The organism is Enterococcus sp. DIV0176 (assembly GCF_050528535.1).
GTDB classification, from domain to species: domain Bacteria; phylum Bacillota; class Bacilli; order Lactobacillales; family Enterococcaceae; genus Enterococcus_B; species Enterococcus_B thailandicus.
On sequence record NZ_CP172879.1, the window covers coordinates 344,912 to 359,954 of the forward strand.

The following is a 15,043-nucleotide window of genomic DNA, read 5'->3' on the forward strand; positions in this document are numbered from 1 at the left end:
TTTGTGTTGACAAAGAAAAAAACGGGCTCTATGATAGACACATGTTAATAGATAACAAGACGAAGAACGAAACGAAGTAGTGATTAAGGTCGATGTTTCAGAAAGCTAGTGGTTGCTGCGAACTAGTACAAGCCTTAAAACGAATTACATTTCAGGAGTCTTTGACAGTTTTTGTCACGCGACAGCGTTAAATGTTTGAGAGATATGTTCTTGAAGAACATATAATTTGGGTGGTACCGCGAATTTTCGTCCCTTGACTAGTTATTAGTCAAGGGACTTTTTTTGTTCACTCAAAAAAGTTTTACTAATTTTACGAATGCTAGCAGGTTCCTGCTTTCATAAAAAACTATACGGAGGTCAATATAATGAATATTATTGATGAATTAACTTGGCGTGATGCCATTAATCAACAAACAAACGAAGAAAGACTTCGCGAACTCGTTGAAGAGAAGAGTATTTCACTTTATTGTGGCGTTGATCCGACAGGCGATTCTATGCATATCGGACATTTGATTCCCTTTATGATGATGAAAAGATTTCAATTGGCAGGCCATCATCCATATATTCTTATTGGTGGCGGAACAGGAACAATTGGTGATCCAAGCGGACGACAAACAGAACGTGTTTTACAAACAATGGAACAAGTACAACACAATGTGGATGCACTTTCAGCACAAATGGGTAAATTATTTGGCGCAGATGCAAACATCACATTTGTAAATAACTACGACTGGTTATCAAACATTTCTTTACTAGAATTTTTGAGAGACTACGGTAAAAACTTCAACATTAACACAATGTTGGCAAAAGATATCGTTGCAAGTCGTTTAGAAGTAGGGATTTCATTTACTGAATTCACTTACCAAATCCTTCAATCAATTGATTTCTTGCACTTACACAAAACATTTGATGTGCAATTACAAATCGGTGGCGCTGACCAATGGGGAAATATCACTGCTGGTTTAGACTTAATCCGTAAACTAGAAGGTCCTGATGCAGAAGCCTTTGGACTAACAATTCCATTGATGCTAAAAGCAGACGGAACAAAATTCGGGAAAACAGCTGGTGGAGCAATCTGGCTAGATCCTAAGAAAACATCACCATTTGAATTCTACCAATTCTGGTTAAACCAAGATGATCGTGACGTTGTGAAATACTTGAAATTCTTCACATTCTTAACAGAAGAAGAAATCGATGACTTAGCTAAAAAAGTTGAAACGGAACCTGAAAAACGTGAAGCACAAAGACGTTTAGCAGAAGAAGTAACTGCTTTTGTTCATAGTAAAGAAGACTTGGAAGAAGCGCAAAAAATAACAGCAGCTTTGTTCTCTGGAAACATTAAAGAACTAAATGCTGAAGAAATCGCGCAAGGCTTTGGTAAAATGCCAAACGTTGACATTTCAAGCACACCTGAAAATATCGTGGAACTACTTGTTTCAACAAAAATTGAACCATCAAAACGTCAAGCACGCGAAGATGTTTCAAACGGAGCTATTAGTATTAACGGTGACCGTGTTACCGATTTAAATTTTGTCGTAAATCCATCAGATGAATTCGATGGTAAGTTTGTGGTTATTCGAAAAGGTAAGAAAAATTACTTTTTGGCCAAAGTAGTTGATTAGAATTTAGTAATTTTTTGCCTTGAAAAAGGTAAGCTCTATTACAAGATTCAAACTTTTGAAACCCATCCTAAAAGGGAACGACGGTTGTCGTTAATACAATCTTTAAGAGGGAATTTACTTTTGTAAATTCCCTCCTTTTTTTAAATTTTTTTAAAATCACATACAATTCGTTCAATTACATATTATTAGAAAATGATTATAAAATCGACTTATTTTTAGTTTACAGAATTAAAGAACAGGTGTAATGTAGGGCACGACAAAATTTAAATATTTTTTTAGGAGGGTTTCACATGAGTGAATCATTGTCAAATGATCTAAACCTGAATGCACTATTCATTGGTGACAAAGCGGAGAACGGCCAAATCTATAAAGCTTTGTTAAATGAGTTAGTTGATGAACATTTAGGATGGCGTCAAAACTACATGCCTCAAGACATGCCTATTATTACGCCGGAAGAAAAAAGTAGTGCTAGTTTCGAGCACACTGTAAATAAAACGAAAGACGTTTTATCAGAAATTTCAGCACGTATGCGTACCCATTCTGTTCCTTGGCACAATGCCGGACGTTATTGGGGACACATGAACTCTGAAACATTAATGCCATCTTTACTAGCGTACAATTTCGCAATGTTATGGAATGGTAATAACGTTGCCTACGAATCTTCTCCAGCAACAAGTCAAATGGAAGAAGAAGTAGGACATGAATTTGCAAAATTAATGAGCTATGAAGATGGCTGGGGACACATTGTTGCCGATGGTTCTTTAGCAAACTTAGAAGGTCTTTGGTATGCTCGTAATATCAAATCTTTACCTCTTGCGATGCAAGAAGTAACACCTGAATTAGTTGCTGGTAAGAGCGATTGGGAATTAATGAACATGTCAACAGAGGAAATCATGAATCTGTTAGATAGTGTTCCAGAAAAAATTGATGATATCAAAGCTCATTCAGCACGTAGTGGTAAACATTTAACAAAATTAGGTAAATGGTTAGTGCCACAAACAAAACACTATTCATGGCTAAAAGCAGCCGATATCATCGGTGTTGGGTTAGACCAAGTTATTCCAGTACCAGTGGATCATAACTATCGCATGGATATTAACGAATTAGAAAAAATCGTTCGTGAATTAGCTGCTGAAAAAACACCAATCTTAGGTGTAGTCGGAGTTGTTGGTTCAACTGAAGAAGGCGCAATTGATAGCATTGATAAAATCGTTGCTTTGCGTCGTGTCTTAGAAAAAGAAGGAATTTACTTCTACTTGCACGTAGATGCTGCTTACGGTGGATATGGTCGCGCAATTTTCTTAGACGAAGACAACAACTTTATTCCTTTTGAAGAATTAAAAGATGTTCATGCGAAACATCATGTCTTTACTGAAAACAAAAATTATCTTTTAGAAGAAGTTCATCATGCATATGAAGCAATTTCTGAAGCTGAATCTGTAACAATTGACCCACATAAAATGGGTTATGTACCTTATTCAGCTGGTGGAATCGTTATTAAAGATATCCGCATGAGAGACGTTATTTCTTACTTTGCTACTTACGTATTTGAAAAAGGAGCAGATATTCCTGCTTTACTTGGTGCGTACATTCTTGAAGGTTCAAAAGCTGGGGCAACTGCTGCTAGTGTTTGGGCTGCTCACCATGTATTACCTTTAAACGTAACTGGTTACGGAAAATTAATGGGTGCATCAATTGAAGGGGCACATCGTTTCTTCAATTTCCTAAACAACTTGTCATTTAAAGTTGGCGATAAAGAAATCGAAGTTCATCCATTAACTTATCCAGATTTCAACATGGTTGATTATGTGTTCAAAGAAAAAGGAAATGATGATCTAGTTTCTATGAATAAATTAAACCATGACGTGTATGACTACTCTTCATATGTGAAAGGTAGCATCTATGGAAATGAGTTCTTAACTTCACATACTGATTTTGCTATTCCTGATTACGGTAACAGCCCATTACAATTTGTGAACCAACTAGGCTTCTCAGATGAAGAATGGAACCGTGCTGGAAAAGTAACAGTTTTACGCGCAAGTGTAATGACACCATATATGAATAAAGCAGAAAACTTTGAAGAATATGCTGAAAAAATTAAAGCTGCTCTTCAAGAAAAATTGGAAAAAATCTACGCAGACCAATTATTGGCAAGCGAAGCAAAATAAGTTAATCGAGATGGAGTACCCGTTTATTTCGTGAAGGTAGGAGAAGTCTGGGAATGATTGCCCAGACTTCACTTCTCCATTTCTTAGTTTTGAGGTCGTCTTTGGAGCATTGTCGTTTAAGCGATAGGCTGAAGCATGAAACCGAACTTTGAATCGATGGAATTACTTTTGTTTATTGCCAAACTTAGATTGCTTCAAAGACACTATTTTATCCAACAAATCAAGGAGAGTGTCAACCGTGAGTGAATCTAAAGTAAGTAAGATGGGTCTTGGAACCTTTATTGGTCTGACAATGGCATTGTGTGCTACAGTCCGAAGTATTCCGACTTTGGCAGCAGTAGGTTGGACGTTAATTTTTTATTCGATTTTTGCAGTTTTATTCTTTGCTGGTCCGATCTCAATGGTTTCTGGTGAACTTTCAACGATGCTTCCTCAAGAAGGCGGCCCACAGTTATGGGTAAAAACAGCTTTGGGTAGTAAATGGGGATTTGTCGTTGCTTGGTTGCTATGGGTTCAAATGTTCCCTGGTATGGTAATGGTTGCTTCAACATTAGGCCCATTGCTTGGAAATACGTTTGGGAATGTTGAACTAGGAAATAATCATTGGTTCGTATTAGCTTGTATTCTAGTTATTTATTGGGTTATTACTTTATTGAATTTAAAATTTGATATGGCAAAAGTCGGCGGAAATATCGGTGTTTGGTTAGGTGTATATATTCCCGTTGTCATTATGTTTGTGCTTGGTTTATTGGCAGCATTTAAAGTTGGTTTGGTTTCAAACGGCTATCTAGGTGCATTTTCTTGGTCAAAAGCTTTCCCAGACTTAGAACACGTGGAATCATTAAAATATCTAGCTGGTATCACTTTTATTTTTGTAGGGATTGAAATGAGCTCGGTTTATATGCCTCGCTTAAAAGATGCAACGAAAAACTATACGAAAGGTGTATTCATTGCCTTGATTGGTCTAGTTTTATTGAATGTCATCAATGCGATGTTAGTTGCTAACGTTGTTCCAAATGGAAAAATGGAGTTGGCAAACATCACACAACCAATCTTGATTGATTGCCAAATTTTAGGTTTACCAGAAGTAATCGGAAATATTTTTAGCTTCATGGTCTTTATTGGTGTGTTGTTACAATTATCTGCTTGGGTTACTGGACCATCAAAAACAATCATCCAAGTGGCCAGAGAAGGCTTTTTACCACCAAAATTTGGTTTCCACAAAGAAAACAAATATGGTGTTTCTAAAAATGTCGTGTTAACACAATCTATTGTTATTTCATTGTTTGCACTTCTTTATGGTGTAATGGATGATGTTAGTGCTGTTTTCTTGACATTAACAAACGCAACTACAGTTATTTATTGTATTGTTTATGTGTTGATTGCTATTTCTTTACTTGAAATGAGAAAAAAACATCCAGAATTGAACCGACCTTATCGTATTGGTAAGTCAGGAAACTTCTTTGCTTGGGTTGTTAGTTGTATGTTGATTTTCTCAATCGTTGTCGTTGTTTTTGCTACATTAGGAACAGCAACAATGGGGGATGCATTACTTGTAACAGCTATCGCAGTTGTTATGTTTGTAATCCCATTGATCATCAATCATTTCAAGAAAGATTCTTGGAATACTGCAGTTGAAGCAAGTTTAGAAGAAAATTTAGATGAATACTCTGATCAAGTGACACATAGTCACTAATCCAGATTGTCCTACCAAGAGAATAATATTTTCGAGGTGGGACTTTTTTCATGAAAAAAATAATGGAGAAGTGAGAACAAGTGAATAAAAAAAGTTCGATAAAAGAAAGTATCGCTGTGTTGGTGGTACTATTAGCAATATTAGGCGTTTTGATTATTGGGTTTCATTTGACACCACATATTCCCATCTTAATCGTTTTTATGGGTTTGTTATTTTATGGTAAAATCAGAGGCTTTTCTTGGGATGACATCCATGCAGGAATCGTGCAAGGAATCACACCGGGAATCATTCCAATTTTGATTTTTTTGTTGATTGGTGTGTTAGTTGCCTCATGGATTTTAGCAGGGACAATCCCAACAATTATGGTTTATGGCTTCCAATTGATTTCTATCCGTTTCTTTTTACCTACGGCGTTTTTGGTTTGTACAATTGTGGGGATTACAGTAGGAAGTTCGTTTACGACGATTTCAACTATCGGAATTGCTTTCTTGGGGATTGGTCATTTGTTAGGATTTTCTGACGCAATGACAACAGGGGCTGTGGTCTCTGGGGCATTCCTTGGAAACAACTGTTCACCACTATCTGATACGACAAATTTAGCGGCAGGAATTGGTGGGGTAAATCTATTTGACCACATTGCAGCGATGCGCTATACGGATTTGCCAGCGTTTATTGTGTCCTTAATCTTGTATACATTGTTAGGCCAAAACAGCCATTCGGCAGATTTATCAAATATTACTGGAATGATTGATAAGATGCAGGCGAGTTTTTGGATCTCTCCTTGGACGTTGATTCCACTAGTTATTTTATTTGGTGGTGCAATTAAAAAAATTCCAGCTATTCCAACTTTATTAGTTGGTTCTTCAGCAGCAGTTGTCTTGGCATTTATCCATCAAAAAATAACGATTCAAAAAGTCGCTGATATCTTGATGAATGGTTATCTTGCTCAAACCTCAGATGAAAAGTTGAATACATTGCTTTCTCGAGGAGGAATTATGAGTATGCTTGGTTCTGCCAGTTTGATTTTGTTAGCTTTGGCATTAGGTGGATTGCTAATCAAGTATGAAATCGTTGGGACGATCGTTCAAACGCTGCGCGAGAAAATGGATCGACCTTCACGTTTGATTGGCTTCACAGCGTTAAGCAGCATCGGGATTAATTTGATTGTCGGTGAACAATATCTATCGATTATTTTACCGGGAGAGACCTTTAAAGAGTCGTTTGAGCAAACTGGTTTACGTAAGACCTATTTGACACGCACGTTAGCTGATGCGGGTGCTGCGGTCAATTCTTTAGTTCCATGGGGAGTTAGCGGTACGTTTATTATGGGCACGATGAAAGTCAGTGCGTTACAGTACCTACCGTTTGCTTATTTTCCGTTGTTTGCACCAATATTTACAATAGCAATTGGGTTTCTTTTGAATAAGAGAATTAAATTGAAAAAATAAAAATAATCGGCATTTAGGACATGTATTGTCCTGGATGCCGATTATTTTTGTTGAACAGATAGCTAAATAAGAACTGAATCATTTCTTTGTTATAGTGAAGTAAAGAAAGTGATAGCACCTAGAAAGATTCCTGGAACATTGGCAACGATGATAGGCCAGTCCTTTTCTTTTTTGAACGTACCGTAAATGGTCCAAATAATACAGTTGACCATTGCTACTAGAGGTTGGATAGGATTTCCCTTTGAACCAGCTAGATTATCCATGATTTGTGGGATATAGGAAACGTACATCATCACAGAAAGAACCGATGCAACACGCCCGATGTGCCCAATAATTTTTTCTCTTTTTTCTTCGTTTTCCATGTAAACACTCCTTGATTTTCACAATCGTTCTATCTAACAGTATAAAGTTTCTTGCGTTAATCGTCTAACTAAAAGAAATCAACTGTTATTGAACAGAAAAAAAGGGGGCTGGGGAAAAAGGAGCCCAAATAGAAAAAGCCTAAAATTTGTTTTTGAAAACGTTAATTTTAGGCGTTCTTTAAATTGAAAAAGGTGTTAAGAACGGCTGGTAGTTTTGTCGCAGTCTCAAAAAGCGTTAGGATGGATGTCCTAACGCTTTTTATTTTGTTCAATTATTTGGTTATTCAGCCAATGGAATGACTGTTTCTCGTTTAATTAATTTATGAGGGATTACCATGCGAACGCCACTGCTTAATTCATCATGGATGATCTCTCTTAGCTTCTGCATAGCCATTCTACCTAATTCTGAAATATCGATATCAATACTTGTTAGGTAAGGGTGCGTTAATGTTGAAAAAATCGAATTATTAAAGCTCACTACTGACAAATCATCAGGAATAGAGTAGCCATACATTTCTGCAAGCTGCATGGTACGCAGTGCAAAAATATCATCAATGACAACCAAGGCAGTCGCGTCTGTTTTCGCTAACGTATCATTAAAAGTCAGATAGTCTTCTGGCTTTTCCAAGACGACGCTAGGGAAAGTGGGGAATTGATTAAGCATCAGCGCTTTTTGGTAACCAAAATACCGCTCAAAGTATAAACTTTCATGCGTAGTATTTGTGACAAATAAGATATTTTTATGCCCATTTTGGATTAAAAATTCGGTTGCTTGTTTTCCAAGTAGTTGATTGTCGTTATCGACATAAACAATATTATTTTCATGTTGATAAGGTTGTCCAATCAAGGTAAACGGAATCTGGTTCTCGTATAAATACTCAATCACTGGATCAGCGCTATCTGAATAAACGAGAATGAAGCCATCAACTTGCTTTTGGAGGTGCATGCGTTTGACGTTCTCGAGCAAAAGCTCAAAACTTTTAGCTGTTGCAATCGCTGTTGTCATGTCATAAAGCCGAGCTTCGTCATTAATTGCTTCCATAATTTCAAGATAGAACGGATTGCCAAGTCTTTCTTTAGAATCCAGTGGGGGCAAAATAACACCAACGGCATTGGATGTCCGCTTTCCGAGATTTCTGGCAGTCATGTTTGGAACATAGCCAAGGTCATCCATCACTTTACGGACTTTTTTCTTGGTTGTTTCCGAGATGCTTGGGTGATCGTTGATTACACGCGAAACGGTTGAAGTAGCAACGCCTGCTTTTTTTGCGACATCTTTTACAGTGATAGCCATTATTTTGCCACGCCTTTCTTGTAACTATGAGGTAGTCATAAATTGATAAATTGTTTGGGTAACGCGTTCTTGACCAGGATGTAGTGTAATAGATCCCCATTCTGGAAAGTGAACGATGTCGGGTACTTCCTGTGGTTCAATAGCTAATCCGTAGTTTGAATGCATTTTCTGACCATTCAATTTAAAATCAGCATGAAAACCAGTCGTAGAAAATAATACCACACTTTTGTTAGAAGTTGCTACAGCCATCTGTCTACCTGATTGCTTTTCTTCTAGAAGAAGTGGAGGTTTAGTTACTTTAGGATAACGTAATAAAAAAACATCATCCAAACCAACTGGGTAAGCATCGAGAATTTGTTTTAGCGAATTTTTTTTCTTGAAGTTTATACATAAGTCGCTTTCTTCGAGTAAATTTCCTGTGGGTAATTTGTCAGAATCTAACTCCAACATTCCTAAGGTGTTTAGCGTCAAAGAATGCGTTAAAATATCTCTTTGTCCATTACCTGAAAGATTGAAATAAGCATGGTTGGTTGGATTAGTAATGGTGGTCACGTTACTGGTTGTTTTCGTGGTCATTTCAAGCTGATTATTCTGTAAACGATACGTTACGGTAGCTTTTATTGGGCCTGGGTAACCAGAAAAAGTATCTTTTAAATAAAAGACCACGCCGATTGCATCAGGTTCTTCAAAAATTTCGATGTCCCAATATTGAAAAGACCAGCCATTTGTTCCGCCGTGAATGTGATGTGTGCTATTGTTTTTTTCAAGTTGGTGATTTTTCCATTTGCCGTCGCGGATTCTCCCCGCGACAGGACCGACAGTTGCACCAAAAAAACTTTTATCAGCTAAAACATCTTCGTAGTTATCATAACTTAACAAGATGTTTTCAACGTTTCCTTCTTTGTCAGGTGCAAATATTTGATGAAGACGAGCGCCATAATTGAGAAGAACGACTGTTAAAAAGTCGTTCTTCAAAGTGATTTTTTTTAAATTGTGAGTAATTGGTGTAACGCGGATGTTCGGTTTATTCATGTTCTCGCCACACTTCTTTAAGGTAAGCTAGTGTTAATTCGGTTGTGTCAGAAACGATTGGAATATTTTCACCCAGGTCTTTCTTTTGACCAACGCCCACGGGTTGAGCGCCACTCGCCACAATTGCTTGGATTCCAGCTCGCGCATCTTCAATACCAAGACATTCTTTTGTTGTTAAGCCTACTTCTTTAGCAGCCAGCAAAAAAATATCTGGTGCTGGCTTACCATGAGCAATTTTCTCAGGATCTGCGATTGCGTCGAAATAAGAAGTTAAGTTCATTTTTTGAAGTAAGAAAGGCCCGTTTTTACTTGCTGAAGCAAGAGCGATTTTAATCTTCGCTGTTTTCAAGTCTGTTAGTAGTTCTAAAATTCCCGGATAAACGTCTTTGGGCGTAATTGCTTGAATCATTTCCAAGTAATAATCGTTTTTTCTTTGAGCCAGCTCAGCAAATTCTTCAGCTGTAAAATCGTTCTCTTTGTTTCCATAACGTAGCATTAAAGATAAAGAGTCTTCACGGCTAACACCTTTTAACTGCTCGTTGAATGAGCGATCAATTGAAATACCGATTTCTTCACCAAGTTTTTTCCAAGCGTGGTAGTGATACTCAGCTGTATCAGTAATAACACCGTCTAGGTCAAATAAAACGCCCTTAAACATTTTCATCTTCCTTTCTAAGTGATAGAGATAGTGTATTTGCTAATTCATAGGTTTTGTTATAGACAACGAAAGTTAACGGTTCACCTTCTAGTAAAGTGAAAGTGACTTGATTGTTATCAACAACAACAGAGATCAAACGATTCCGATAATTGATATGGAAAGAATAGGCTTCCCAAGTTTTAGGCAAAAATGGTGCAAAACTTAATGTTTCGTGGTCTGTTTTCATTTGCGCAAAACCTTGAACGATCGCTAACCAACTGCCGGTCATTGAAGTAATGTGAAGCCCGTCTTCGGTATCATTATTATAATTATCCAGATCTAAACGTGCAGTACGTTGGTACATTTCAACTGCTTTATCTTCCATCCCCAATTCTGCAGCCAAAATGGCATGGATGCTTGGAGAAAGAGATGACTCATGAACGGTCATTGGCTCATAAAAATCAAAATTACGACGTTTCTCTTCAGTTGTGAATTGATCATTGAAGAAATAGATTCCTTGTAAAACATCTGCCTGCTTGATGAAGCAAGAACGTAAAATTTTATCCCAAGACCAATGTTGATTCAAAGGTAAGTCATTTGGAGAAAGGGCTGTTACTGGTTGTAGATCCTTGTCTAAGAAAGTATCATGTTGTACAAAAATTCCTAATTCTTGATCTGTCGGGAAGTACATGTTTGTGGCGATTTCTGTCCATTTCGCTAACTCTTCGTCAGAAATCGTTGCAGTCGCTTCTTTTTTGAACTCAGAATACTTTTCAGCTGTGTAACGTAAGACCCAAGCAGCAATCGTGTTCGTGTACCAGTTGTTATTGATATTGTTTTCATATTCGTTTGGTCCAGTAACTCCATGAATCATGTATTTATTTTGTCGTTTTGAGAAGTGAACGCGATCTGCCCAAAAACGTGCGATTTCAGCTAAGACTTCTAAGCCCTCTTTTTTCAAGTATTCTTGATCGCCAGTATAATTTGTATAGTTATAAATAGCATAAGCAATCGCGCCATTTCGATGGATTTCTTCGAAAGTGATTTCCCACTCATTGTGGCATTCGACACCTGTGAAGGTAACCATTGGATAAAGTGCGCCTTTTAATCCTTGCTGTTGCGCGTTGTGAATAGCTTGTGGCAATTGGTTGTGACGATATTTCAAAAGGTTTTTTGTTACTTCTGGTTTAGCTAAAGCTAAATAAAGTGGTACAGCGTAAGCTTCAGTGTCCCAATAAGTTGCACCACCATATTTTTCACCAGTAAATCCTTTTGGTCCGATGTTCAATCGTTGATCTTCTCCATAATAAGTTGAAAATAGTTGGAAAAGATTGAAACGGATTCCTTGCTGTGCTTCATCATCACCTTTGATGACAACGTCAGCCAGTTCCCAACGTTTTGCCCATGCTGCTGTTTGATCTGATTTTTCTTGTGCATAGGTTTGATCAAGCTGAGTAAGCATCTCGATTGCTCGTTGAACTTGTTTTTCTTTTTCGACATCGCGACTGGTTAAAACAATGACTTCTTTATCAATAGTGAACGATTCGCCAGCTTGTAATGTTTTGGTGAATGTTGCTGATAAAGTCAATTCAGTTTCTTCATATGTTGGTAAAGCTAGCTCACCATCAATTAAATGACGCATGGCAGAAGTTACAGTGAAAGTTTCAATTCCAAAGTTATTAGGGATTGTTTCGGTAGTTAAATAGCCAATCGCTTCTTTTGAACCGACTGCTATTGGCAACCAAAAATGTTCTTCATAATTACTGTCTTCATTTTGAACATCTCCGTCTAATTTTGAACGAAGCTTGATTGTACCTGTGCCTTCAAGCATTTCAACAGTCAAGTGAATAAACGCAGCTTCTTTTTTAGATATACTTAGAAAACGTTCGAAAGAAAAGCGTACTTTATTTGTGTCAGTAGTGATCGTAAATTGACGTGATAGTAGCCCGTTCTTCATATCTAATTCTAGATAAAAATCTTCTGGCTGGTGTGTCGCTAAGTCGATTGGTTGGTCATCAATCAGTAGATCCATTGCGATAAAATTCACGGCGTTGATTACTTTACCGAAATATTCTGGGTAGCCGTTTTTCCACCAACCAACTCGCGTTTTGTCCGGATACCAAACCCCTGCAAGATATGTTCCTTGGTGATGGTCGCCAGAATAGCTTTCTTCAAAGTTGCCACGCATACCCATGTAACCATTTCCGATACTAGTAAGGGACTCTTGTAGACGTAGTTCATTTTTGTTTAGTTGATTCGTTTTGATTTTCCATGGGTCGATTTGAAAAAGACGTTTGATTTGTTTCATGGTTTGCCTCCTAGATAATTCATATTGATACGTCCATAATAAACGCAACCGATTGCGTTAGTCAATAAAAATAATTCAAGAAATCTTTTTATTTTAAACGGAGTAAGAGAAAAGCACGGAATACTGAGCGTTTACGGTTATTTTGAAAAAATAATGTGATTAGCAGGGAAAGAGACTAATAGAAGTAGGAAAAATTTTTTTGGCACTGATTAAAAATAAAGCATTTACAAAAAATAAAACCCAAGCTATAATGGCAATGTAGCGAAACCGATTGCGCAAAGGAGAGAGAACATGAAGAAATTATTTAGTTTTGAGTTTTGGCAAAAATTCGGAAAAGCATTGATGGTTGTTGTTGCAGTGATGCCAGCTGCAGGGTTAATGATTAGTATTGGGAAGTCACTACCACTAATCAATCCAGATTTTGCACCACTAGTTACAACTGGTGGTGTAGTTGAGAGTATTGGTTGGGCAATTATTGGAAATCTACATCTTTTATTTGCATTAGCTATTGGAGGTAGTTGGGCAAAAGATCGTGCAGGCGGTGCATTTGCTGCAGGGATTTCATTTGTATTAATCAATCGAATCACTGGAGCAATTTTTGGTGTTACTACTGATATGTTGGCGAATGAAGAGGCATTTACTCATACCTTATTTGGTACAAAAATCATGGTTAAAGGTTTCTTCACTAGTGTTTTAGAATCGCCTGCTTTAAATATGGGGGTTTTTGTTGGGATTATCGCCGGATTTGTTGGTGCGATGGCTTACAATAAATATTACAATTATCGAAAATTACCTGATGCATTATCATTTTTCAATGGGAAACGTTTTGTCCCATTTGTTGTAATCTTATGGTCTACAATTGTTGCTTTGATTCTTGCTATTGTGTGGCCAAATATCCAAGCAGGGATTAATAACTTTGGTCTATGGATTGCTCAATCACAAGATAGTGCGCCAATTTTAGCACCATTCTTATACGGAACACTTGAAAGATTACTTTTACCTTTTGGTTTGCATCATATGTTAACGATTCCAATCAATTACACACAATTGGGCGGAACGTATGAAATTTTATCTGGTGCACAAGCTGGAACTCAAGTATTTGGTCAAGATCCATTATGGCTTGCTTGGGCAACGGACTTAGTCAACCTTAAAGGTGCTGGTGACACATCACAATATGCTTTTGTATTAGAAAATTGGACACCTGCACGTTTTAAAGTCGGACAAATGATTGGTTCGTCTGGTATTTTAATGGGCTTGGCTTTGGCAATGTATCGTAATGTGGATGCTGACAAACGCTCAAAATATAAATCAATGTATTTCTCAGCAGCATTGGCAGTTTTCTTGACAGGTGTGACAGAGCCACTTGAGTTCATGTTTATGTTTGCAGCAATGCCTTTATATATTGTGTATTCTTTTATCCAAGGGGCAGCTTTTGCAATGGCAGATATCTTGCCATTACGAGTACATTCTTTTGGGAATATTGAGTTATTGACACGGACACCATTAGCGATCAAGGCAGGATTAGGTGGCGATCTACTTAACTTTGTTCTGTGTGTCGTAGTGTTTGGTGTAGGAACTTATTTCTTAGCAAACTTTTTAATCAAAAAATTCAATTTTGCGACACCTGGACGTAATGGAAATTATGACAATGACGGCGGGGAAGTAACGGAAACGGCAACTACAAGTGAAGGTGTAGCAAGCGAACAAGTTATTCAAATCATTCATTTGTTAGGTGGTAAAGAAAATATTAGTGAAGTAGACGCATGTATGACTCGTTTACGTGTGAGTGTCAATGATCGCGAAAAGGTCGGAGCAGAAGATGCTTGGAAACGTGCTGGAGCAATGGGATTGATTGTAAAAGACAATGGAGTGCAAGCCGTTTATGGACCAAAAGCAGATGTTTTGAAATCTGATATTGAAGATTTGTTACAATCTGGTGCAACTATTCCTTTACCAAAAAATAATCTAGTAAGTTCAACAGAAGAACAAACGACTTTTTTAGGCAAAGAGCAAGCGATTCATGCGGTAGCAACAGGAGAACTGATTGCGCTAGAAGATGTTGATGATCCTGTATTTTCTCAAAAAATGATGGGTGAAGGATTAGCTATTATTCCAGCACAAGAAACTGTTGTAGCACCAGTTGATGCGAAAGTCATTAGTATATTCCCAAGCAAACACGCAATGGGCTTGCAGACAACAGACGGCATTGAAATCTTAATTCATATGGGGATTGATACAGTTGAATTAACGGAAACAGCTTTTGAAGTTTTTGTTAAAGAAGGACAAACAGTTACTGCAGGAACAAAACTTGCATCGATGGATCTAGCTGTTGTCGAAAAAGCGGGTAAAGAAAAAACAATTATGGTAGTTTTTACTAACAGTGATAAAATTGAAACGTTAGAAATCCCACGTTTTGGAAATGTTCAAGCGAATGAAGTGGTTGGAACTATCCATATTTAAAGGGAAAATCTGTGAA

General features: G+C 37.4%; 10 protein-coding genes and 1 other annotated feature. Of the genes, 5 read left to right on the forward strand and 5 right to left on the reverse strand.

Annotated features, from left to right (window positions below):
- The first annotated feature begins 53 nt into the window (after window positions 1-53).
- Window positions 54-257, forward strand: a binding site (T-box leader).
- Window positions 258-365: 108 nt separating this feature from the next.
- From tyrS to nhaC, 4 genes are all read left to right on the forward strand, one after another.
- Complete coding sequence (tyrS, locus tag IGJ66_RS01705) at window positions 366-1,622, forward strand: tyrosine--tRNA ligase (RefSeq protein ID WP_067481454.1); 1,257 nt, start codon at window positions 366-368, stop codon at window positions 1,620-1,622.
- 290 nt (window positions 1,623-1,912) lie between these two features.
- Complete coding sequence (gene tdc, locus IGJ66_RS01710) at window positions 1,913-3,790, forward strand: tyrosine decarboxylase (protein WP_067481452.1); 1,878 nt, start codon at window positions 1,913-1,915, stop codon at window positions 3,788-3,790.
- A 262-nt stretch (window positions 3,791-4,052) separates the two neighbouring features.
- Entirely contained in the window at window positions 4,053-5,486 is a 1,434-nt protein-coding gene (gene tyrP / locus IGJ66_RS01715; RefSeq protein WP_370629925.1) for a tyrosine-tyramine antiporter, read from the forward strand.
- A gap of 80 nt (window positions 5,487-5,566) precedes the next feature.
- Window positions 5,567-6,934: a Na+/H+ antiporter NhaC gene (gene nhaC, locus IGJ66_RS01720; RefSeq protein ID WP_067481448.1), complete on the forward strand. Its 1,368-nt coding sequence runs from the start codon at window positions 5,567-5,569 to the stop codon at window positions 6,932-6,934.
- Between the two features lie 89 nt (window positions 6,935-7,023).
- On the opposite strand, the gene IGJ66_RS01725 is transcribed toward nhaC, so the two are convergent.
- The 5 genes from IGJ66_RS01725 to IGJ66_RS01745 form a co-directional block, all read right to left on the reverse strand.
- A complete protein-coding gene (locus IGJ66_RS01725; protein ID WP_067481446.1) occupies window positions 7,024-7,296 on the reverse strand; it encodes a SemiSWEET family transporter in 273 nt (90 codons plus the stop codon).
- Window positions 7,297-7,576: 280 nt separating this feature from the next.
- A complete protein-coding gene (locus IGJ66_RS01730; RefSeq protein WP_430616734.1) occupies window positions 7,577-8,590 on the reverse strand; it encodes a LacI family DNA-binding transcriptional regulator in 1,014 nt (337 codons plus the stop codon).
- Window positions 8,591-8,614: 24 nt separating this feature from the next.
- Entirely contained in the window at window positions 8,615-9,622 is a 1,008-nt protein-coding gene (locus tag IGJ66_RS01735; RefSeq protein ID WP_430616735.1) for an aldose epimerase family protein, read from the reverse strand.
- Complete coding sequence (gene pgmB, locus IGJ66_RS01740) at window positions 9,615-10,280, reverse strand: beta-phosphoglucomutase (protein WP_095803393.1); 666 nt, start codon at window positions 10,278-10,280, stop codon at window positions 9,615-9,617. The genes IGJ66_RS01735 and pgmB overlap by 8 nt, the downstream gene beginning before the upstream one ends.
- Window positions 10,273-12,567: a glycoside hydrolase family 65 protein gene (locus IGJ66_RS01745; protein WP_071868613.1), complete on the reverse strand. Its 2,295-nt coding sequence runs from the start codon at window positions 12,565-12,567 to the stop codon at window positions 10,273-10,275. The genes pgmB and IGJ66_RS01745 overlap by 8 nt, the downstream gene beginning before the upstream one ends.
- A 291-nt stretch (window positions 12,568-12,858) precedes the next feature.
- Here IGJ66_RS01745 and IGJ66_RS01750 point away from each other — a divergent pair, with 291 nt between their 5' ends.
- The gene (locus IGJ66_RS01750; protein ID WP_430616736.1) at window positions 12,859-15,027 is read left to right on the forward strand and encodes a PTS transporter subunit IIBC; all 2,169 of its coding nucleotides are present in this window, start codon (window positions 12,859-12,861) and stop codon (window positions 15,025-15,027) included.
- Window positions 15,028-15,043 lie beyond the last annotated feature (16 nt).